Origin of the sequence: Paenarthrobacter sp. NPDC092416, from assembly GCF_044755025.1 — a bacterium.
Classification (GTDB): Bacteria; Actinomycetota; Actinomycetes; order Actinomycetales; family Micrococcaceae; genus Arthrobacter.
In genome coordinates, this window is record NZ_JBIVQG010000008.1 from 229,807 (window position 1) to 249,654 (window position 19,848).

The 19,848-nt window shown below is 63.3% G+C and carries 19 protein-coding genes; 15 read left to right on the plus strand and 4 right to left on the minus strand.

Features of this window, described 5'->3' with window-relative positions; all coding sequences use genetic code 11:
• Positions 1-31: 31 nt before the first annotated feature.
• The 3 genes from ACIQC5_RS16290 to ACIQC5_RS16300 all read right to left on the minus strand — a co-directional run bounded on the left by ACIQC5_RS16290 (position 32) and on the right by ACIQC5_RS16300 (position 2,503).
• Positions 32-808, minus strand: a complete 777-nt coding sequence (locus tag ACIQC5_RS16290) for a hypothetical protein (protein WP_400284460.1) — start codon at positions 806-808, stop codon at positions 32-34.
• Positions 805-1,785 (minus strand): hypothetical protein, encoded by a 981-nt coding sequence (locus ACIQC5_RS16295; RefSeq protein ID WP_400284463.1) that lies wholly within the window; start codon positions 1,783-1,785, stop codon positions 805-807. The genes ACIQC5_RS16290 and ACIQC5_RS16295 overlap by 4 nt, the downstream gene beginning before the upstream one ends.
• A 229-nt stretch (positions 1,786-2,014) precedes the next feature.
• Positions 2,015-2,503 carry an inorganic diphosphatase gene (locus ACIQC5_RS16300; RefSeq protein WP_144663396.1) on the minus strand — a complete coding sequence of 163 codons (489 nt, stop codon included), beginning with the start codon at positions 2,501-2,503 and terminating at the stop codon, positions 2,015-2,017.
• Between the two features lie 217 nt (positions 2,504-2,720).
• Between ACIQC5_RS16300 and dacB the strand changes: the two genes are divergently transcribed.
• The 4 genes from dacB to hpt all read left to right on the plus strand — a co-directional run bounded on the left by dacB (position 2,721) and on the right by hpt (position 7,173).
• The gene (gene dacB / locus ACIQC5_RS16305) at positions 2,721-4,172 is read left to right on the plus strand and encodes a D-alanyl-D-alanine carboxypeptidase/D-alanyl-D-alanine-endopeptidase (RefSeq protein ID WP_400284537.1); all 1,452 of its coding nucleotides are present in this window, start codon (positions 2,721-2,723) and stop codon (positions 4,170-4,172) included.
• Between the two features lie 145 nt (positions 4,173-4,317).
• Positions 4,318-5,439 (plus strand): zinc-dependent metalloprotease, encoded by a 1,122-nt coding sequence (locus tag ACIQC5_RS16310; RefSeq protein WP_400284467.1) that lies wholly within the window; start codon positions 4,318-4,320, stop codon positions 5,437-5,439.
• A 92-nt stretch (positions 5,440-5,531) separates the two neighbouring features.
• A complete protein-coding gene (gene tilS, locus ACIQC5_RS16315) occupies positions 5,532-6,590 on the plus strand; it encodes a tRNA lysidine(34) synthetase TilS (RefSeq protein WP_400284540.1) in 1,059 nt (352 codons plus the stop codon).
• Between the two features lie 31 nt (positions 6,591-6,621).
• Complete coding sequence (gene hpt / locus ACIQC5_RS16320) at positions 6,622-7,173, plus strand: hypoxanthine phosphoribosyltransferase (RefSeq protein WP_216924216.1); 552 nt, start codon at positions 6,622-6,624, stop codon at positions 7,171-7,173.
• Between the two features lie 214 nt (positions 7,174-7,387).
• Here hpt and ACIQC5_RS16325 read toward each other — a convergent pair whose 3' ends face one another.
• Positions 7,388-8,365 carry a hypothetical protein gene (locus ACIQC5_RS16325; protein WP_400284470.1) on the minus strand — a complete coding sequence of 326 codons (978 nt, stop codon included), beginning with the start codon at positions 8,363-8,365 and terminating at the stop codon, positions 7,388-7,390.
• 408 nt (positions 8,366-8,773) lie between these two features.
• Between ACIQC5_RS16325 and ftsH the strand changes: the two genes are divergently transcribed.
• The 11 genes from ftsH to ACIQC5_RS16380 all read left to right on the plus strand — a co-directional run bounded on the left by ftsH (position 8,774) and on the right by ACIQC5_RS16380 (position 19,323).
• Positions 8,774-10,843 (plus strand): ATP-dependent zinc metalloprotease FtsH, encoded by a 2,070-nt coding sequence (gene ftsH, locus ACIQC5_RS16330; RefSeq protein ID WP_400284473.1) that lies wholly within the window; start codon positions 8,774-8,776, stop codon positions 10,841-10,843.
• Positions 10,844-10,853: 10 nt separating this feature from the next.
• Positions 10,854-11,486: a GTP cyclohydrolase I FolE gene (gene folE, locus ACIQC5_RS16335; RefSeq protein ID WP_400284475.1), complete on the plus strand. Its 633-nt coding sequence runs from the start codon at positions 10,854-10,856 to the stop codon at positions 11,484-11,486.
• A gap of 7 nt (positions 11,487-11,493) precedes the next feature.
• Entirely contained in the window at positions 11,494-12,399 is a 906-nt protein-coding gene (gene folP / locus ACIQC5_RS16340; protein WP_400284479.1) for a dihydropteroate synthase, read from the plus strand.
• A 10-nt stretch (positions 12,400-12,409) separates the two neighbouring features.
• On the plus strand, positions 12,410-12,769 hold the full coding sequence (gene folB, locus ACIQC5_RS16345; RefSeq protein ID WP_400284482.1) for a dihydroneopterin aldolase: 360 nt from the start codon (positions 12,410-12,412) through the stop codon (positions 12,767-12,769).
• Positions 12,766-13,305 carry a 2-amino-4-hydroxy-6-hydroxymethyldihydropteridine diphosphokinase gene (gene folK / locus ACIQC5_RS16350; protein ID WP_400284485.1) on the plus strand — a complete coding sequence of 180 codons (540 nt, stop codon included), beginning with the start codon at positions 12,766-12,768 and terminating at the stop codon, positions 13,303-13,305. Before folB ends, folK begins: the two co-directional genes overlap by 4 nt.
• 2 nt (positions 13,306-13,307) lie before the next feature.
• Positions 13,308-13,829 carry a DUF3180 domain-containing protein gene (locus tag ACIQC5_RS16355; RefSeq protein WP_400284488.1) on the plus strand — a complete coding sequence of 174 codons (522 nt, stop codon included), beginning with the start codon at positions 13,308-13,310 and terminating at the stop codon, positions 13,827-13,829.
• Positions 13,810-14,322 (plus strand): PH domain-containing protein, encoded by a 513-nt coding sequence (locus tag ACIQC5_RS16360; RefSeq protein WP_400284491.1) that lies wholly within the window; start codon positions 13,810-13,812, stop codon positions 14,320-14,322. Before ACIQC5_RS16355 ends, ACIQC5_RS16360 begins: the two co-directional genes overlap by 20 nt.
• Positions 14,319-15,905 (plus strand): PH domain-containing protein, encoded by a 1,587-nt coding sequence (locus ACIQC5_RS16365; RefSeq protein ID WP_400284494.1) that lies wholly within the window; start codon positions 14,319-14,321, stop codon positions 15,903-15,905. The genes ACIQC5_RS16360 and ACIQC5_RS16365 overlap by 4 nt, the downstream gene beginning before the upstream one ends.
• Positions 15,898-16,806: a Rossmann-like and DUF2520 domain-containing protein gene (locus ACIQC5_RS16370; RefSeq protein WP_400284497.1), complete on the plus strand. Its 909-nt coding sequence runs from the start codon at positions 15,898-15,900 to the stop codon at positions 16,804-16,806. The genes ACIQC5_RS16365 and ACIQC5_RS16370 overlap by 8 nt, the downstream gene beginning before the upstream one ends.
• A 5-nt stretch (positions 16,807-16,811) precedes the next feature.
• Positions 16,812-17,714 carry a pantoate--beta-alanine ligase gene (gene panC, locus ACIQC5_RS16375; RefSeq protein ID WP_400284500.1) on the plus strand — a complete coding sequence of 301 codons (903 nt, stop codon included), beginning with the start codon at positions 16,812-16,814 and terminating at the stop codon, positions 17,712-17,714.
• A 103-nt stretch (positions 17,715-17,817) separates the two neighbouring features.
• Complete coding sequence (locus tag ACIQC5_RS16380; protein WP_400284503.1) at positions 17,818-19,323, plus strand: DHA2 family efflux MFS transporter permease subunit; 1,506 nt, start codon at positions 17,818-17,820, stop codon at positions 19,321-19,323.
• Positions 19,324-19,848: the final 525 nt, after the last annotated feature.

Sequence of the window (19,848 nt, forward strand, 5' to 3'; positions counted from 1 at the left end):
CGACGGCGGTGTGCGGCTTGGGTGCGGAACGTCAGGCCAGGCCGGCCAGTCCGCCCAGGATGCCGGCCAGAGTAGCGGCAGACGTTTCCTTCACCTCAAGTGAGACGGACTCGCCGCTGACCTGCGGGGTCAGGACGTGGACTCCGGACGGGCCGGTGTACACGGTGACGGTGGGGAAGTCGTTGGTATCCGAGTTGAAAGCCACCACGTTGCTGGCTGCGCGGGTGTTGGCCAGGGCCGTTGCAGCATGCTCCTCGAAGTCAGCTTCTGTGTAGACCGTGGGGTCGGTGTCGCGGGATGCAGCCTGGTCCGGGTCAACGAATTCGGCAAGGCGCGGCACCAGCTGTTCACGGGTAACTACGGTGAAGCCGTGCAGGCCGCCCTCATCCACTTCCTCCAACAGCACGCCTTCATCGTGGACGTAGCCGTACAGCCAGCGCTTGCCGGTGGAAACCGTACGCTCCACGGAAACAACGTTGCTGCCGCTGCGGCGCAGGGTCAGGGCGCCCGTGATTTCCTCGGTCGCGTGCAGTCGGGAGGGTTCGGTTTCGCCCTCGAAGATCACCGGATAGACGAGTTCCTTGGCGAGCAGCCCGCGAAGGGCTACAGCGCACATGAGTTCCTTGCTGGCATCCTGCGAGGTCAACCATGGCAGGGCAACGATTTGCTCGTGCTGGACGCCGTCCAAGGCAACAACTTCCTCGTCGGTCAGCGTGGGAAGCGCGGCTCCCGTGGCGCTGGCCGAGGCCAGGACTTTGGCGGCTGCCTGTATGTCCCGCTCGGTCCATTTCATGGTGCTGGTGGTCATCCGAATATCCCTCCGACAAAGTTTCCGACTGACTTGGCGGCACTACTGACCCCGTCAGCCACCTTACTGCCTACATCCTTGGCGAAATTGCCCACTTCCCGGGCGCCGTCGGCAATGTAGCTGCCAGGGTTCCGGGCAAAGTTGCTGATGGAATCCCAGTTGTCAGCAACGAGATTTCCGAGCGCCCAGGCGCCGGCGACAATGCCTGCCCCGATCACGATCGGAGCGCCGATCGGCCCCAAAAGAGCCGCGCCGCCGGCTGTCATGAGCATGATGCTGCCCACCCCACCCACCACGGAGAGCCCGCCTGCCACGCGGTCGCCCGTTCCACGCCAACCGTCGTGCTCCGGGTTGATCATGTCGCTGATGCCGCCGACGATGTTCAGCGGTGCCGCCAACGCTCCGGCGACGCGCAGGCCTTTCGAGAACTTGCTGGCATCCTGGAACGCCTGGCTGTAGGGAATATTGGCTTTCAGGTCCGTGATGACATCAGTGACCTTTTCGCCGTTGCGCAGTGCAGTCAACGCGTCGCGCACCACCGTGCCTCCCGCGCGCCAGTTGGTGAGCACTTCGCGCGTCTTGGCGAAGTCCCGCCAGCCGAGCGTGCCCAACTTGTACGCTGCCCACAGTTGTGAGCCCAGGTCCTTGACGGCCGTCCCGGTTTCGTAGACGTCAGCCAGAACGCCCACTGAACTGCGCGCGCCATCGTTGTGGCTTGCGAACTCTTGTTGGTTGGCGTGCTTCTTCAGCTCGCTGGCGTTCTCCCGCAACATGCTGGCAGCCTTCATGAGGCTTTGCCGGTGCTGGCTGTTCCACTCGCTCTTGAACGTGGAGGCGTCCCGGCCCTGCCAGGCGTTTGCGGTATTGATCGCGTTGGTGAGCTGCGCACTCTGGAGGTTAATGGCCTCCGCGGCTTTGCCCATCACCCCGGCAAGGCTGCGAAGCTGCGTGATGTCCGCGCCGTAGAACCCGGCCATGAAGAACCCCCTGTGTGCATGGATCGAAAAGTCTCGTCCCAGCCTAGGCGGACCCCGAAGCGGCCGCGATGGGGAGACATGCCCATGTAAAGCAACGCGGGGTCACTTAGGGCCCATGTCTTAGCCAACAATGGGCCGTATCTGACCCCGCGTTGCTTAAAGTACGACGGCGGCTGGTGCAGTTCACATGGAACCGCACCAACCGCCGTCGGGCAAGTCAAGCAGTGTTTCAGTGGCCTTCGGCCGAGAAGCGCTTGATGGAAGCTTCCAGCTCGGCTTCAGCAGCGGCGCGGTCGCCCCAGCCCTCAGCCTTGACCCACTTACCAGGCTCCAAGTCCTTGTAGCGGGTGAAGAAGTGCTCAATTTCCTTGATCAGGAATTCGCTGACGTCGCTGACTTCCTGGATGTGGTCGAAGCGGGCGTCCACCGGAACGCAGAGGACCTTGGCGTCGCCGCCGCCGTCGTCGGTCATGTTGAAGACGCCGATGGGCCGGGACTCAACAATGACGCCCGGGTGCAGATCGAAGTCCTGCAGAAGCACCAGTGCGTCCAGCGGGTCGCCGTCTTCGCCCAGGGTGTTTTCGAAGAACCCGTAGTGGGTGGGGTACTGCATGGAGGTGAAGAGGACGCGGTCCAGGCGGACGCGGCCGGTTTCGTGGTCAACTTCGTACTTGACGCGCGATCCCTTGGGGATCTCGATGGTCACGTCGTGCTTCATGGAATGCTCCTTGACGGGTGTGGGTGGGCGTTGGCTCCGCCGAAAATGGCGGCCGTCACGGGTGACGGTCCCTCAGGGCGGGCTGTTCAGCCCAGGGCTGGCGGCAGGCAAAAGTGCAGCCGGCGCCGCCGACTACTATTGAGGATATAGCGAGAGACCCGGGTTTCTTGAACCGGCGGGGACATTTCAGGACTGACAGGACCAAGCAACTTCCATGATGGGCGTTAAAGACGGGGGTGCCCGGAAGTGGGTGGCCGCGGTGCGGAGGCGCCTGCTTTCGCCAGTACTTCTCGTGATTGTCTTGGTATTCCTTAGCGCCACCGTAGTTCTAGGGATGGTGCCCGGACTCCTCACCACCCCCGCGCCCACACCGCAGATTCCCGCCTGGCAGCAGCAACCCAGCGCCCTTTCAGACGCGAACGCCGTCCTGCCTCTTGATACGGACGCGCCGATACCGGTGCCCGAGGTGCTTGCCCGCTTGCTGGATGAGACCTTGAAGCCCTCTGGAGCAGGCAGCATTACCGGCGTCGTGATGGACGGCTCCACGGGCCAGGTCCTCTTCGACCGCGAGGCAAGCGCCAACCGGATCCCGGCGTCGAACATGAAGCTGCTCACCGCTGTCGCCGCGTTGAAGGCGCTGGGTCCCGAAACGCGCTTCACCACCCGAGTGCTCGCCGGTTCTGACCCGTCTACCGTCGTCCTGACCGGGGGAGGGGATGTTCTGCTCGGAGCCGGAGCGTCCAACACCGCTGCGGTTGCGGGACGGGCAGGGCTTGCTTCGCTAGCGAAGGATACTGCCGCTGCCTTGGCGTCAGCGGGAGTCAAAGGGTCAGTTTCGGTGCTGGTGGATGACTCGCTGTTCAACGGAGCGCCCCTGAACCCGGCCTGGAGTCTGGACGACGTCGCCGCCGGCGAAACCGCACCCTTGTTTTCCTTGGCGTTGAACTCCGGCCGGTATTCGCCGACTGTGGCCACCGGGCCGCGTCCGCAGGATTCCGCTGTCACCACCGCCCAGGCTTTCGCCGAGCAGTTGGCGGCCGCCGGCGTTCAGGTGAGTCCCGGCGTCGAACGCGGAAAAGGCATCCCAGCCAAAGTGCTCGCCTCCGCTGAGTCCGCCACGGTCAGCGAGCAGGTGGACCTGATGCTGGAGACCTCGGACAACTTCCTGGCGGAAGCGCTCGGTCGGATGACTGCTGCTGCGTCTGGTCACGAGGCGACGTACGACGGCGCCACTGCGGCCGTGCGCCAACGGCTGGGGGAGTTGGGAATCGCCACTGATCCCAAGCAGTTGCAGTTGGCCGATGTTTCCGGTCTCGCCTTGGACAACCAGGTCAGCGCACTGCACTTTGCCGAGGTGGTCCGGGCCATTACGAGCGGGCCGGATCTCTCGTTGCGGACGGCCTTGGACGGATTCCCGGTGGCGGGCCTGACGGGCACCTTGGACGACAGATATGTGGATGCCGGCACGGCTGAGGGAGCCGGTCTGGTGCGTGCCAAGACCGGAACGCTGAACACGGTGATTGCCCTGAGCGGGTATGTGGTGGATGCCGACGGCAGGCTCCTCGTGTTCTCGTTCATCGGCAACGGGCTGGAACCCGGTGCTGCGGCCAACAAGGTGGCGATGGACCGCTCGGCGTCGGTGCTGGCGGCGTGCGGCTGCCGCGGTTAACGCTGCCTGCTCACCCAACTCGGGGACAGCACATGTCCCAATGGGGGCTTGTTGGAGCGATATCTCGTCCCCTATGTGGGCCGTGTGCTCCGCGCGGAGCGAACTTAAGGGCTCGCTGTCAGGGTGGTGTGATGTGATGGACCGTATGGTGTCATCTGCCCGAGATTCGTCAGCGGGGACCCCGTCCCTGATCAATTGGGACCTGGCCGCTGCTACGGCTGCCCGGCTCGCCCCACCCGGCCCCGCGCTCAGCGCCGGCGAAATCGGGAAAGCCGTGGACAATCTGCGCTTCAACGCGGATATCTCCGTCCCGCACGTGCACGACATCACTGGCCTGGAAGCCGCACGGGACCTGCGCGATTCGCATGTCCTGGTGGTTGACCGGGCCTCTTGGTCCAAAGCGAACACCCAAAGCTTCGCCGTCATGCTTCAACCTGCGTTGCAGAAAATGCTGGAATCCCGCAGCGGCCTGTCCATGACGCCTGCGGCTGCGAATGCCAGCGGAGCCATCACGGGCAGCCAACTGGGCGCCATCCTGGCTTTCCTCTCCAGCAAGGTCCTGGGACAGTACGATCCCTTCGCCGCTCTGGCGCCGGACGCAAACGTCCCTCCCGGTGGCCGTCTCCTCCTCGTGGCGCCCAACATCATTTCGGTGGAACGCGAACTCAACGTCCACCCCGACGATTTCCGGCTCTGGGTGTGCCTCCATGAGCAAACCCACCGCGTGCAGTTCGCCGCAGCGCCTTGGCTTCGGCACCACATGCTGGACGAAATCGAGAAGCTCAGTGGGCACCTCCTGGGCAACGTCGATTCACTCATGGAACGCGCGACAGCCGCCGCCAAATCACTGCGCGACCGTACGGCTTCAGGCAGTATCCCGGGCCGCGGCGCCATCCTTGACCTCCTGCAGGACCCCGAGGAGAAGGCATCCCTGTCCCATCTCACGGCCGTCATGAGCCTCCTCGAGGGGCATGCCAATGTGGTGATGGATGCCGTGGATTCGAGCATTGTCCCGTCCGTGAAGACCATCCGCCAGCGATTCAACGATCGCGGCAAGGACCGGGGCGTGCTGGAGAAGTTCATCCGCAACATCCTTGGCCTCGACGCCAAGATGCGCCAGTACACGGACGGTGCCAAGTTTGTGCGCGGTGTCGTGGCTGTAGCCGGCATGGAAGGCTTCAACCGGGTCTGGGAATCCGCAGAAAACCTCCCCACCGAGGAAGAGATTCACGATTCCAAGCTTTGGCTTGAGCGGATGGGGCTTTGAGCAGTTCCCCAAGCGCTGCATCCGTCTCCCCCGGCAAGGGTCGACGGCGGCCGGGGCGTTTGGCGCCCGTGGTCGGCAAAGCGCGGAAACAGTTGCAAAACGCTTTGGCCTCAGCGGGGTACCCGGAACGCGTTCTAGTCGCCTGCAGCGGTGGGCCGGATTCACTGGCACTCGCGGCCATCGCAGCCTACTTCGCCCGACGCGGTCACGTTGACGGGCATCCCGTGTCCGTGGCCGGAGTTGTGGTGGACCACCAATTGCAGCCCGGCTCAGCTGAGGTAGCTGCCCGGGCCGCTGAGACCCTGCGTGAACTCGGACTCTCTCCCGTGGAAGTGCGCACCGTACAGGTGGCTTCAACTGGATTTGGCCCGGAAGCTGCTGCGCGGGACGCCCGTCACGCCGCTTTGGAGTCTGCTGCTGATGACCTTGGATGCCAGGCAATCCTGCTCGGACATACTCTCGACGACCAAGCCGAACAGGTTCTTCTGGGCCTGGCCCGTGGTTCTGGCACCCGTTCGCTCGCCGGTATGAGGCCTTTCCGCGGTCGCTTACTCCGGCCGTTCCTTGGATTGCGCCGCGAAGAAACCCTGGAGATCTGCGACGTCGAGGAACTGGACGCGTGGCATGACCCCAGCAACGCCGATCCCGCCTTCGCGAGGTCCCGCACCCGGGTGGAGGTCATGCCGGTGCTCGAGGAAAAGCTTGGCCCGGGCGTCGCAGAGTCGTTGGCTCGAACTGCAGCGATCCTCCAGCAGGACGCGGACTTTCTTGAGGATCTCGCCAACGAGACGTATCTCTCGCTTGTGCAACGCACGGACGACGGCGCGTGGTTGCCTGAGGACGCCGTCCGAGACCTTCCCGCAGCACTCAGGTTCCGCGTCATCGCGAAGGCTGCTGCCGACGTCGGGGGCCAACAACCCGGCTACGGGCGCCTCCAGGCGGCGGAAGCGCTGCTCCGTCGGCAGGGTTCGGCTGGTCCTGTGGAACTCCCCGGGCACGTCAGTGTGTACCGCTTGTCATTGAGTGATTTGGAGCAGGAACGGGCTGCCTCCGGCGGTCCCGAGTCTGCTGCTTCGGCAACAGCCGGTCCCCGCGAAGCCGTGCGCTGTGGGAAGCTAGTATTCCGGCATCAGAAATCGCCCCAACAGTAGCCGCACCCGAGCATCAAAACAGGAGCCATTGGTGGATTCAAACGACGTCCAGGCAGATCTCAAGCACGTTCTTTACACCAAAGAGCAGATCCAAACGCGCATCGCCGAACTGGCAGCGCAGATCGACAAGGACTACGAAGGCCGCGAACTGCTGATCGTCGGTGTCCTGAAAGGTGCTGTCATGGTCATGGCAGACCTGGCCCGTGCACTGCACAGCCACGTCAGCATGGACTGGATGGCTGTCTCGTCCTACGGTTCGGGCACTCAGTCCTCGGGTGTCGTGCGGATCCTCAAGGACCTCGACACCGACCTCATGGGCAAAGACGTGCTGATTGTCGAGGACATCATCGACTCCGGCCTCACACTTTCGTGGCTCAAGTCCAACCTGGAATCGCGCGGCACGGCCAGCGTCGAGATCTGCACGGCGTTCCGCAAGCCGACCGCCGCGAAGGTGGAAATCGACGTCAAGTACGTTGGTTACGACATCCCCAACGAATTCGTTGTTGGCTATGGCCTGGACTACGCAGAGAAGTACCGCAACCTGGACTTCGTGGGCACCCTGGCCCCGCACGTCTACGAGTAAGGCTTTCTTCACCCGCTGCCGCACCACTTTCCGCCGTTCGCACCCGTAACCTCTGGTGCGCCGGGCGCGAACTGGTGCGGCGTTGGCGTTTAAGGGCGCGCCGGGCGGGAGCTGGTGCGGGTTTAGTGGCGTGGTTATTTCTTTGCCAGCGTGGGCGCAGCGAATCGGTCAGGCTGCTCGGCTGCTCGTAGGGACCCCGGTGGTCCCTATTGCTTCAGGCTGCTCGTAGGGACTTCAGTCCACCATCGTTCAGGATCTGCGAAAACGCCCTTGGATTCATCATCTCGGCCCAATCCCAGCGAATCACCGAGAGGCCCAGGGCGCGCAGGGCGTTCTCACGGGCCTTTTCCGCCATCACAACTTGTTGAAGGGTCCGATTGCCTCGCAACCTGTCCCGCAAATACTTGCCTTGACCGTCGAATTCCCCCACGAGATCGAATTCCGGCCACCAGAAATCTGTTCGGGCGGTACTCCCATTCCGCAAGGTAAACGATGCCTGGAGACTGGGTGGGGGAAAGTTGAGCAGGATCATTTGGGCGCGGCTCATGGACTCGCCCGGTGATTCAGACATGTCGGTTGATAGCTCGAGAACCCTGGCTGCACGACGCCGTCGGGATTCGCTGCCGAGTCTGGAAACTGCCTTACCCAAATCCTCCATATCAGCAGCTGGACCCCAAGCTCTATCTTTCTCCCAATTGGTCTCCCGCCGAGCTGCGTCAAGAGTCGGCGGCCGACGGCTGGAATCCACGACGGCCAGAGCTTCGGCAAAGGTCAAAGTGCCGGCCAACTCCACGGTCGTTCGTACTTTGTCCGTAACCGTGAAGCCTCCAAGTTGGCCGACCCCGCTCTCGAGAGATCCCAGTGTTCGCCGGACCCCATGCTTGGATCGACCACCCGTGGGATCGTCGGTGACCGTGCACAACATGTTCGGGACGCCCACTACCCCGAGTCCCCAGAGCATGGCCGCAGTCTGCATGTTGAAGACCGGTGCACTTAGAGTCGTGTTCACCAACGCCTCTGCTTGCATTCCGTGGCGCTGGCGAGCACCTAGAGCGTCCCAGTGGTCAGCCAGTAGGTAGGCCCCTCGACGCACGCGAACGAGTTCTCCACGCTTGGCTCGTTTAGCGAGTAGCCGTGAGTCTTGGCCGATGCGAGTGGCATCGGACGACAGGATCAGCTCGGGATAAGTCATAGGTATTACGCTCCCGGCCTGCAATCACTTCCAACAGAGCCAATCCGGCGTATGTGGATAACTCTGCCTCGGAATTGGATCGAAAGCAGCTGACCGGTCTCGGCCAATGCGCCCGTTCCCGCCATGCGCACCAGTAGTGGAATCGGGTCGCGCCTGTTCCCGCCGTGCGCACCAGTAGGTACGGGTGCGGTTGGCGGTAAGTGGTGCGGACACAGGGGAACCCGCCGGGAATCCGCCACAATCCCGGAAATCAAAAGGATCCCCTGTACGCCCAGAGGGAACTTTTGCGCTTTCCAGTGCGTGAATTACTGGGAACGGTGTATAGCTAGAAACTGAAGCAGCACCACTCGCGCGCAGGAGTTGCGCCTAGCAGCACTACCAGGAGGGACGGGGCCAATCCCCGATCAGATGAAAGCTAAGAGTTTCTTCAAGGGCCCGGGCATCTGGATTGTTGTCGTCGTTGGCTTGCTCCTGGTGGCATTCGCAACGCTGGCTCCGGGCGGTTCTACTCGCATTGACACCAAGGACGGCCTGGAACTTCTCGCCCAAAGCGGCAAGGTGGAGCAGGCCAAGATTTTCGACGCCGAGAATCGCGTCGACTTGGTTCTCAAGGACAACCTGAACCTGGATGGCCAGGACAAGGGCAAGAATGTCCAGTTCTTCTACGTCACCGATCGCGGTCCTGACGTCGTAAAGGCAGTGACCAACGCAAACCCGGACAAGGGCTTCACGGACCAGCCTGTTGAGAACAATTGGTTCTCCGGCCTCTTCTCGTTGCTGATCCCTGTGCTGCTGCTGGGTGTGCTGTTCTGGTTCTTGCTCTCCCGGATGCAGGGTGGCGGCTCCAAGGTGATGCAGTTCGGCAAGTCCAAGGCCAAGCTGGTCAATAAGGACATGCCTCAGGTGACGTTCTCTGACGTCGCCGGCGCAGAGGAAGCCGTGGAAGAGCTCCAGGAGATCAAGGAATTCCTCCAGGAACCGGCGAAGTTCCAGGCCGTTGGCGCCAAGATCCCCAAGGGCGTGCTGCTCTACGGTCCTCCAGGTACCGGTAAGACGCTGCTTGCCCGAGCCGTTGCCGGCGAAGCCGGTGTCCCGTTCTTCTCGATCTCGGGCTCGGACTTTGTTGAAATGTTCGTCGGTGTGGGTGCTTCCCGTGTCCGCGACCTCTTCGAGCAGGCCAAGGCAAGCTCGCCGGCTATCATCTTCGTTGACGAAATCGACGCCGTCGGCCGTCATCGTGGCGCTGGCATCGGCGGGGGTAACGACGAACGTGAGCAGACGCTGAACCAGCTCCTCGTGGAGATGGACGGATTCGACGTCAAGACAAACGTCATCCTCATCGCAGCCACCAACCGTCCTGACGTGCTGGACCCTGCGCTGCTGCGACCAGGCCGTTTTGACCGCCAAATCACCGTTGAAGCTCCGGACATGGTGGGCCGCGAGCAGATCCTGAACGTCCACGCCAAGGGCAAGCCAATGGCTCAGGGCATTGACCTCCGGGCCGTCGCCAAGAAGACGCCCGGTTACACGGGTGCAGACCTGGCCAACGTCCTGAACGAGGCTGCGCTGCTGACGGCGCGTTCCAACGCCAACCTGATTGACGACCGCGCACTTGACGAGGCCATTGACCGCGTCATGGCCGGCCCGCAGAAGCGCAGCCGTGTCATGAAGGAACTTGAACGCAAGATCACGGCGTACCACGAAGGTGGCCACGCGCTCGTTGCAGCCGCTCTCCGGAACTCCGCTCCCGTCACCAAGATCACGATCCTTCCCCGTGGCCGCGCTCTCGGTTACACCATGGTGATCCCTGAGGATGACAAGTACTCGGTTACGCGCAACGAATTGCTGGACCAGATGGCGTACGCCATGGGTGGACGCGTCGCCGAGGAAATCGTGTTTCACGATCCCTCTACGGGTGCTTCCAACGATATCGAGAAGGCCACGTCAACGGCCCGAAAGATGGTCACGCAGTACGGCATGAGCGAACGCATCGGTGCCGTGAAGCTGGGCATGGGTGGCGGCGAGCCGTTCCTTGGCCGTGACGCCGCGCAGGAACGTAACTTCTCCGACCAGATCGCCTACGTGGTGGACGAGGAAGTGCGGCGCCTGATCGATCAAGCACACGACGAGGCTTACGCCATCCTCACCGAGAACCGCGACGTCCTGGACCGTTTGGCACTCGAATTGCTCGAGCGTGAAACCCTCAACCAGGCCGAGATTGCGGAGATCTTCCACGACATCCGGAAGCGCGATTTCCGCGAGATCTGGCTGTCCAAGGAATCCCGTCCGGTCCAGTCGATTCCGCCGGTGGAGAGCCGTGTTGAGAAGGCCGAACGCGAGGCTCAGGAAGAAGCCAAGAAGGCCCGCTTGGACGAGCCGCTGGACGCTGTTTCACCCCACGCACAAGGTGTCAGCAGCCAGGACTCCTTCCAGTCGCCGGGACCCGACGGCGCCAACGACTCTCCGCTTCACGGCTAAGCTTTCTGCTGTGACTCATTTCGACGACGACGACCTCGCCGCCGCCCACGGCCCAGCCGTGAGCGGCCATCGGGGCCACAAAGTGGACCGCCCCCGTATTGAAGCAGCGGTCCGTGAAATTCTGCTGGCCATTGGTGAAGACCCGGACCGCGGAGGCCTGCAGGACACGCCAAAGCGCGTAGCCAAGGCTTACGCCGAGGTCTTCGCAGGCCTGCATCAGCACCCCGCTGATGTCCTGTCAACCACGTTCGATCTCGACCATGAAGAGCTTGTCCTGGTAAAGGACATCCCCTTCTACTCGACGTGTGAGCACCATTTGGTGCCGTTCCACGGCGTCGCGCATGTCGGTTATATTCCGTCACATGACGGCAAGGTGACCGGCCTGAGCAAGCTGGCGCGATTGGTCGATATCTACGCGCGCCGGCCGCAGGTGCAGGAGCGACTCACTACGCAGATCGTTGACGCGCTGGTGACGCACCTCAACCCGCGCGGGGCGATTGTCGTCGTCGAATGCGAACACATGTGCATGTCCATGCGCGGCATCCGTAAGCCCGGCGCCAAGACCGTCACCAGCGCGGTGCGCGGTCAACTCCATGACCCGGCCACCCGCGCCGAGGCCATGAGCCTCATCATCGGAAGGTAAGCAACATATGGATTCCCTCGCTGCAGCACCCGGAACCGGCCCGGCCACAAGCCCCCTGCCGATCCTCCGCAAGCCGCGCCCCGCGGCCAGGTTCGAGGACCTGCCAACGGATCGGACGCTCGTCATGGGAATCCTGAATGTCACCCCGGATTCCTTCAGCGACGGAGGTACGCACCGGACCCCGGACACTGCAATTGCCCTGGGCTTGCGCATGTTCTACGCCGGTGCGGACATCATCGACGTCGGCGGCGAATCCACGCGCTCCGGTGCGGAGCCCGTTTCCCCGGAAGAGGAGCAGAAGCGCGTCCTCCCGGTGATCCAGGCTCTGGTCAAGGCAGGCGCCTTGGTCAGCATCGACACCATGCACACGTCCACGGCTGCCGCTGCGGTCGAGGCCGGTGCCGCGATTATTAATGACGTCTCCGGACTCACCATCGAGCCGGACATGCCTGAACTTGTGGCGCGCACGAAGGTCCCGTACATCCTGACGCATCGCCGTGGCGACGCCCGGACCATGGACAGCCTGACGGACTACGCAAATGTCACGGAAGACGTCGTGGCAGAACTGAGTGGCGTCCGCGACAAGCTGTACGCAGCAGGGGTTGCTCCAGAGCAGATCATTGTTGACCCGGGTGTTGGTTTCTCGAAGAACGAGGACCAAAACTGGGAGATTTTGAAGAACCTGGACAAGCTGTTCGGGCTCGGTCACAAGGTCATGGTGGCCGCCTCGCGCAAGCGCTTCCTCGGTTCGCTGCTGACTGTCGCCGGGAAGTCCGCCGCGCCGTTGGAGCGTGACTCTGCCACGGCCGCCATCACCGCCCTGAGTGCCGCGAAGGGCGCTTGGGCTGTCCGCGTTCACGACGTCGGGCCGAGCCTTGACGCCGTCAAGGTCGCCGCCCGAATCGCCCGCTGATCGGAGGATTGTGGACAGGATCACGCTGACCGGCGTCACCGCCGTCGGTCACCATGGAGTGTTCGATTTCGAGCGCCGTGACGGCCAGCCATTTGTGGTTGACGCGGTGCTGTACACCGATTTCACCAAGGCTGCCGAAACCGACGATCTCCAGTACACGGCGCATTACGGCGAGGTGGCCGAGCTCATCACCGGGCACATCGAGGGTGAGCCGCTGAACCTGATTGAGGCCCTTGCTGTCAGGATCGCTGAGGGCATCCTGGCCAACTACAACGTGGCCGCGGTAGACGTTACCGTCCACAAACCGAAGGCGCCCATCGAGGTGCCGTTTGGCGACGTCACTGTCAGCGTCCATCGGGAGCGGTCATGACGTCCGGCTATACAAAGGCTATTCTGGCGCTCGGCAGCAATCTGGGAGAGCGCAACGACACCCTGTCCACCGCTGTCGCTGATCTGGTTGATCCGCCGGATGTAAGACTCCTCGGTGTTTCTCCGGTAGTCCAGACCAAGGCAGTGGGTGGGCCCGAGGGGCAGCCCGATTTCCTCAACATGGTCATGGCCGTGGAAACGACTTTGACCCCGTTGGAGCTTCTCCAGCACTGCCACGACGTCGAGCAGAAACACCACCGGGTGCGTGAGGTTCGTTGGGGTCCACGGACGCTGGATGTGGACATCGTCGTGTTCGGCGATCTCGCCTGCGACGATCCCGTCCTCACGCTGCCGCATCCCCGGGCAGCCGAGCGGGCATTCGTTCTTTACCCGTGGTCCCTCCTTGAACCGAACGCCGTGTTGAATGGCCAGAGTGTGGCCGAGCTGGCCGCGAAAGCCGCGGACATGCCCGATATCCGGCGCTTCGACGGCTACGGTGACGTCGCCGGTGTCCCGGCGACGGGAGCGGTGGAGTAGCCATGAAGGCCATGCGCCCGCTGGTACTGGTGATCATTGTGGTCATCGCTGCCGCCATCGGCTGGATTGCCACTGCGGTGACCAATCGCTTCAGCATGCCCACGCCCGTCCTGCCGGTTTCGGCTTTGGTTACGATGGGCGTCATCGCAGGGCTGACCTTGATCATGGGGATTCGTGTCCTGCGCTGGCGCAACGGCAAAAAGAAGAACATGCTGAACCCCATCCTGGCGGCGCGGACCCTCGTCCTGGCACAGGCCTGCGCGTACGCCGGGACTTTGCTGCTGGGCTGGCACGCCGGCATCTCCCTGGATCTTCTCCGGGTCTGGAGCCTGCGCAGCGATCAAGGCATCCTCTGGAACGCCCTGCTCATGGGCGGTGGAGGTGTAGTCATGGTGATCGTCGGCCTGGTGGTGGAACGGTTCTGCCGGATCCCTCCTGAAGACTTGGAAGGCGGCGCCCCAGGGCCGGAAACCCGCCGCGGCGAAGCAAAAGGCGAAGGCGAGTATGCATACCGAGGCGATTGACCCTCCCGGAATCCAGTGGTTGCGGGTCTCTCCGAAGTACGTCACTGTGCGCCTGGTGGAGTGGGCTATCGGCAACCTGGTGATGGTGGCGATTTTGAGCCTGCCACTCATCTTCGTGCAACTGGGTTGGTGGCGGTGGCCCCCGCTGTGGCTTGCCATCACGGTGCCGGCGTTCATGATCGTATTGGCGCTCTGGAGGCTCGTGCTGATCCCGCGCCAGGTCCGGGCTATCGGTTACGCCGAGCGCGACGACGACCTCCTGATCCGACGCGGGATCTTCTTCCAGCGCACCATGGTGGTTCCGTACGGGCGCATGCAGTACGTGGACGTCTCTGTCGGCCCTGTTGAGCGGGGCCTTGGGCTCTGCACCCTGAAACTTCATACGGCTTCGGCCGGTACCAGCGCCTACTTGCCCGGGCTTCCGACCGCGGAGGGCGCGCGATTGCGCGAGCAACTTTCGGCCCGTGGAGAAGCCAGGTTGGCTGGGCTGTGAGCCCGGCAGACAGCGCCGCCGTGAGCCAGGCCGCCAAGGCCGTCGACGGCGACTGGCAGCGTGTCCACCCCGCGTCACCGTTTGTCCGCGGCTGGGTGGCGCTTGCCGCCGTCGGGTATTTCTTTGGCCGCGACGCCTTCGAACGTATGCTGCAGGGCCGCGATTTCCTGGATCCGAACCTCAACGGCCGCGTTCCGTGGCTTTTGGCTGGCGGCGGAATCGTGCTGCTCCTGACCGTGGGTGGCTTCATCCTCAGTTGGTACTTCACGCGCTACCAAGTGGCCGAGGGTTACGTCCGCGTCAACACGGGCTTTCTGTTCAAACAGCAGCGCCAAGCCCGCCTGGACCGCGTGCAGGCCATCGACATCGTGCAGCCGCTTTTGGCGCGGATCTTCGGTCTCGCTGAACTCAAGTTTGAAGTGGCCGACGCCGGTGAGTCGGCAGTGCGGTTGGCTTACCTTCCGCTCCGTCAGGCCAAGCAGTTGCGTGCCACCATCCTGGCGCGAGCTGCTGGGGTAGTTACCGGTCCTGAGACAGTGGAAGAAGTTCCCGAGGCTCCCGAGCACGTCGTCCTGTCCGTGCCTCCAGCGCGACTTATCGGTTCGCTTCTCCTGAGCGAGCAGACCATCGGTGTGTTGCTCGGCGCAGCCGCTTCCGTCGCCATCTCAGTGTGGACCGAAAACAATGCCATTTTCCTGGCGCTGATTCCTGCCGTTCTCGGCGTCGGCGCGGCCTACTGGACGTCCTTCAACAAGGGATACAACTTCACGGCCGCGATTTCGCCGGACGGTATCCGCCTGCGTTACGGCTTGCTGGACACGCAGGCGCAGACCGTCCCTCCGGGGCGCATCCAGGCGTTGAAGATCTCGCAACCGCCGCTGTGGCGGATCTTCGGCTGGTACCGGATGCACGTCAACGTAGCTGGCTACGGTGGCGCCGCGGGAAACGAGAATGCCGCCCGCACCACGCTGCTGCCCGTTGGCTTGAAGCCCGATGTCATGCGGATGCTCTCACTCGTTGTGCCAGACCCGGGTGTTGAGGATCCGGAGCGGGTGTTCAATGCGGGACTCGAAGGCCTGGCATCGATTGGTACCCCAAGCGTTGACGGTTTTGTCACCACGCCGCGCCGCGCACGGTTGCTGGCGCCGCTGGGCTGGCGGCGCAATGGATTTCTGGCAACGCGAACGGCGCTGCTGATCCGGTCCGGCCGTTGGTGGCGCGTCCTCATCCTGGTGCCGCACCAGCGCACTCAGTCGATGGCCCTGGAGCAGGGGCCGCTGGCACGGCGTTTTGGTGTGACTGATCTTGTCCTCCACACGACGGCCGGACCCGTTGTCCCTCGGCTTTTCCAAGCAGGTGTGGAACAAGCGGTGGACCTTTTCGACCAACAGGCCGCCCGGGCCCGGGAAGCCCGCAAGAGGCAGACCAGCGAGCAGTGGCTCGCGCAGATAGCGCCACAGGCACCCGAGGTCGCGGCTGCTGCGCAGGCGACGGACCACGAGTCGCCCGCGCCCGAGGCGCGGCCCGCATCCTCACCACCCCAAAATTCGCTACATCATCAGGAGGACCGCCACGATGGCTAGGCCAGGACGACTCGGAGTCGGCATCATCGGCGCCGGCAAAGTGGGTGCCGTCTTGGGTGCGGCGTTGCGCGCGGCCGAACACGCCGTCGTCGGGGTTTCCGCCGTGTCAGAGGCGAGTCGCGAGCGTGCCGAGACCCTGCTTCCGGGCGTTCCGATCCTTGAGGTTCAGGACATCGTTGAGCGCTCGGAGCTGGTGCTTCTTGCCGTTCCGGACGATGCCCTTGGCGAGCTTGTGGCGGGACTGGCGAAGCTCGGGACATGGCAGCCCGGTCAACTCGTGGCGCATACGTCGGGCCGGTTCGGCGTCGGGATCCTGAATCCTGTGCGCGCAGCGGGTGCGATTCCCCTGGCCCTTCACCCCGCCATGACTTTCACGGGCATGAGCCTTGACCTGACCCGCCTCCTCGACTGCACGTTCGGCGTCACTGCGGATGCTGCGATGTTGCCGATTGCCCAAGCCTTGGTGGTGGAGATGGGTGCGGAGCCGGTGGCCATCGCCGAGGCAGACCGGACGCTCTACCACGCAGCCCTCGCGCACAGCTCAAACCACATGGTCACGCTGGTGGCTCAAGCGTCGCAGTTGTTGAGGGAGATCGGCGTCGAATCCCCGGAGTCCATGCTGGGCCCGCTGCTGCGGGCGACACTTGAGAACGCACTCGCCTCCGGCGAATCCGCACTGACCGGTCCGGTGGCGCGCGGCGATGTGGGGACAGTTTCGGCTCACGCGCAGGCGCTTAAGGAGTACGACGGCGGTGCAGGCGGCGATGTCCTCTCGGCATATCAGGCGATGGCCAGGGCAACGGCTCGGCGCGCCGGAAACCGCGGACTGCTGCGTCCGGAACAACTGACCGACATTAACGAGGCCTTGGGAACTGAGCCCAAGGCACCGGAAGGAAACTGAACAGCATGGCCATCAAACTCGTCACCACCGCCGCGGAACTTCGCGCCGAAAGTGCCCGGCTCCTGGCTGACAAGCAGGGGAGTTCACAAGGCCTGGTGCCAACCATGGGTGCCCTGCACTCGGGCCACGCCGCCTTGGCCCGGACTGCCGTAGCCGAGAACGACGTGGTGGTGGCCACCATTTTCGTGAACCCGCTTCAGTTTGGCGACGCCGTGGATCTGGACCGTTACCCGCGCACGCTGGAAGCCGACCTGGCACTCCTCGACGCCGAAGGCGTCGACCTGGTCTTCGCGCCCACGGTCGACGAGGTCTACCCCGGAGGCCAGCCGCTGGTTCGCGTGACGTCCGGCCCCCTTGGCGACAAGTGGGAAGGCGCCTCACGGCCCGGGCACTTCGATGGTGCCCTCACCGTGGTTGCCAAGCTCTTGCATTACGGACTTCCCGGGGGTCCTGCCGCGGACGGTTCGACGGCGGCCTACCGCGCATACTTTGGCCAGAAGGACGCACAACAACTGGCCCTGGTGAAGAGAATGGTCATGGACCTGAACTTCCCCGTGGAGATCGTTCCCGTGCCGATTGTCCGCAGTGACGACGGCCTTGCACTTTCCAGCCGCAACCGATTCCTGTCGGACGAGGAACGCGAGGCAGCGCTCGTGTTGTCGCGCGCCCTGCGCCTTATTGAGGCCCGCGCAAACGCGCACGAACCGCTGGACCTGGAGTCCGCCGTCGCGCTTGTCCAATCCCAGCCACTCGTGGAACTGGACTATTTCGACGTCGTTGACCCCACTAGCCTCGAACCGCTGGCGGAGAACTGCAAGGAGACACCGTTCCGTGGCGAGGGGCTGGCCATCATTGCCGCGAAGGTCGGTCCCGTGCGGCTGATAGACAACGCGCCACTATTTTCCTAACGTTTGGATTTTCCTGCTGACGGGAATGCTGCGGGCGTTTAGACTGTTCCTGTCTTTACCGGCTTAGATCGCCGAAACCCAAGAACAATCCTGAGGAATCCTCATGTCTACCGACGTCTCGTCCGACGCCCAAGGCGACCCCGTTTCCAGCGGAGCTACTTCCCTGGACGCGGCTTCCAGCACGGCGCCTACCGCGGAAACATCAGCGCAGCAGGCGCCTGTTTCAGGAAAGATGTCCCGCGAGTCCGTCACGGTGATCGTCACCTTGCTGGTCGCCACCTTTGTGGTGATCCTCAACGAGACCATCATGAACGTGGCACTCCAGCGGCTGATGACAGATCTGCAGGTGGACGCTCCAACGGTTCAGTGGCTTGCGACCGGCTTCATGCTGACCATGGCCGTCGTCATTCCCACCACCGGCTTCATCCTGCAGAGGCTGACCACGCGTGGCGCGTTCATGTTGGCCATGGGTCTGTTCAGTGGCGGTACGCTGCTTGCCGCCCTCGCGCCGGGGTTCGCAGTGCTGTTATTGGCGCGAGTCATCCAGGCCGGCGGTACCGCCATCATGCTGCCGCTGCTCATGACCACTATCCTCACGCTGGTTCCGCTGGCGCGCCGGGGTGCCGTGATGGGCAACGTCAGTATCGCGATCTCGGTTGCCCCCGCCATGGGTCCCACGGTGTCCGGCATCATCCTGGACCACTTCTCCTGGCGGTTCATGTTCGTCTTCGTGCTGCCAGTAGCACTGGCCGCGTTGGCCATTGGCGCCAAGTTCCTCACCAATGTGGGCGAACGGGGTAAGACAGGCCTCGACTTCATCTCCGTGGTCCTCACAGTTCCAGCGTTCGGTGGCCTGGTGTATGGGCTGAGCCAGATCGGTGGAGCCAACGCCGGCACCGTTCCGGTCATTGCGCTTGTGGTGGGACTTGTGTGCTTGGCGCTGTTCGTGTTCCGCCAACTCAAACTGCAGAAGACCGACGCTCCGCTCCTGGATCTCCGGGCCTTCAACTTCCGGATGTTCACTGTCTCCACACTGCTGATGGTCGTGGCCATGATGGCACTGTTTGGTGGGGTGATCTTGCTGCCGCTGTACCTGCAGAACACCCTGCACCTGCAGCCCATGGAGACCGGGCTGGCGTTGCTGCCGGGCGGTTTGGCCATGGGTCTGCTGGGTCCCGTCATCGGGCGGCTCTTCGACAAGGTCGGTCCACTCCCGCTGACGGTGTCCGGTTCACTCCTCATGGTCCTGACGCTGTGGCAGTTCTCGACGCTGAATGAGTCCAGTCCGCTCGCCTGGGTGATCGCGCTGCACGTAGCGCTGAGCTTCGGGTTGGCTTTGCTCTTCACGCCCGCTTTCACCACGGGCCTGAACCCGCTGCCGCCGCACCTGTACTCGCACGGATCCGCGATCATGAGCACGGCACAGCAGGTGGCTGGCGCAGCTGGCACGGCGTTGCTCGTGTCCATCTTCGCCGTGGTGTCCGCAGCCTCGGGTTTGGTTGCCGGCATGCAGGCAGCATTCCTGGCAGCGACCATCATCGCTGTCGCTGCTGTAGTACTGGCCTCGATGATGCGGCGGACCGAAGGCGCAGGTCACGGGGGACACTGATCCCAAACCGCACGCTCTCTCACAACCTGACGTGTTTGGGCGGACGTTCTCTCATTTACTGTTGGTATTCACGCAACGCTCTTTCGCTTCGGTGGGGGAGCGTTGCGTCGTTCCCATGGCCAGTCGGGCTGGCGTGGAGTCGAGTGGGTCCGTCCTGGTTGCCGGTCGACAGCAAGGAACGTTCGACGGCGGCAGCTGGTCTTGGTGCCCGGCGGTGACGGTGACGTGTGTGACGGGCTTCACGGAAAGTCGTTTTGTTGATTTAGCCTTGGATTTCGACTGTTTTGGGGCTGTTTGCCCAGTGTTTGCAAGGGTTTCGACGAACGTTGACGCGGATTTGGCCCGGCGGTAGGGCGCGTGTAAAGTTATCTGAGTCGCCGCCGCTGATGCGGAAAGATGGTGACGGACTCCCTTTCAAATGGCCGGTTTAGGTGGCGTTTTTGTGCGTCGTTGGTGTGGTTTGGGGGGCTTGGATCTGGTTTGCTTTGTGCGGCTGGTTCGGGTAAGTTTGAAAAGTTGCTCCGG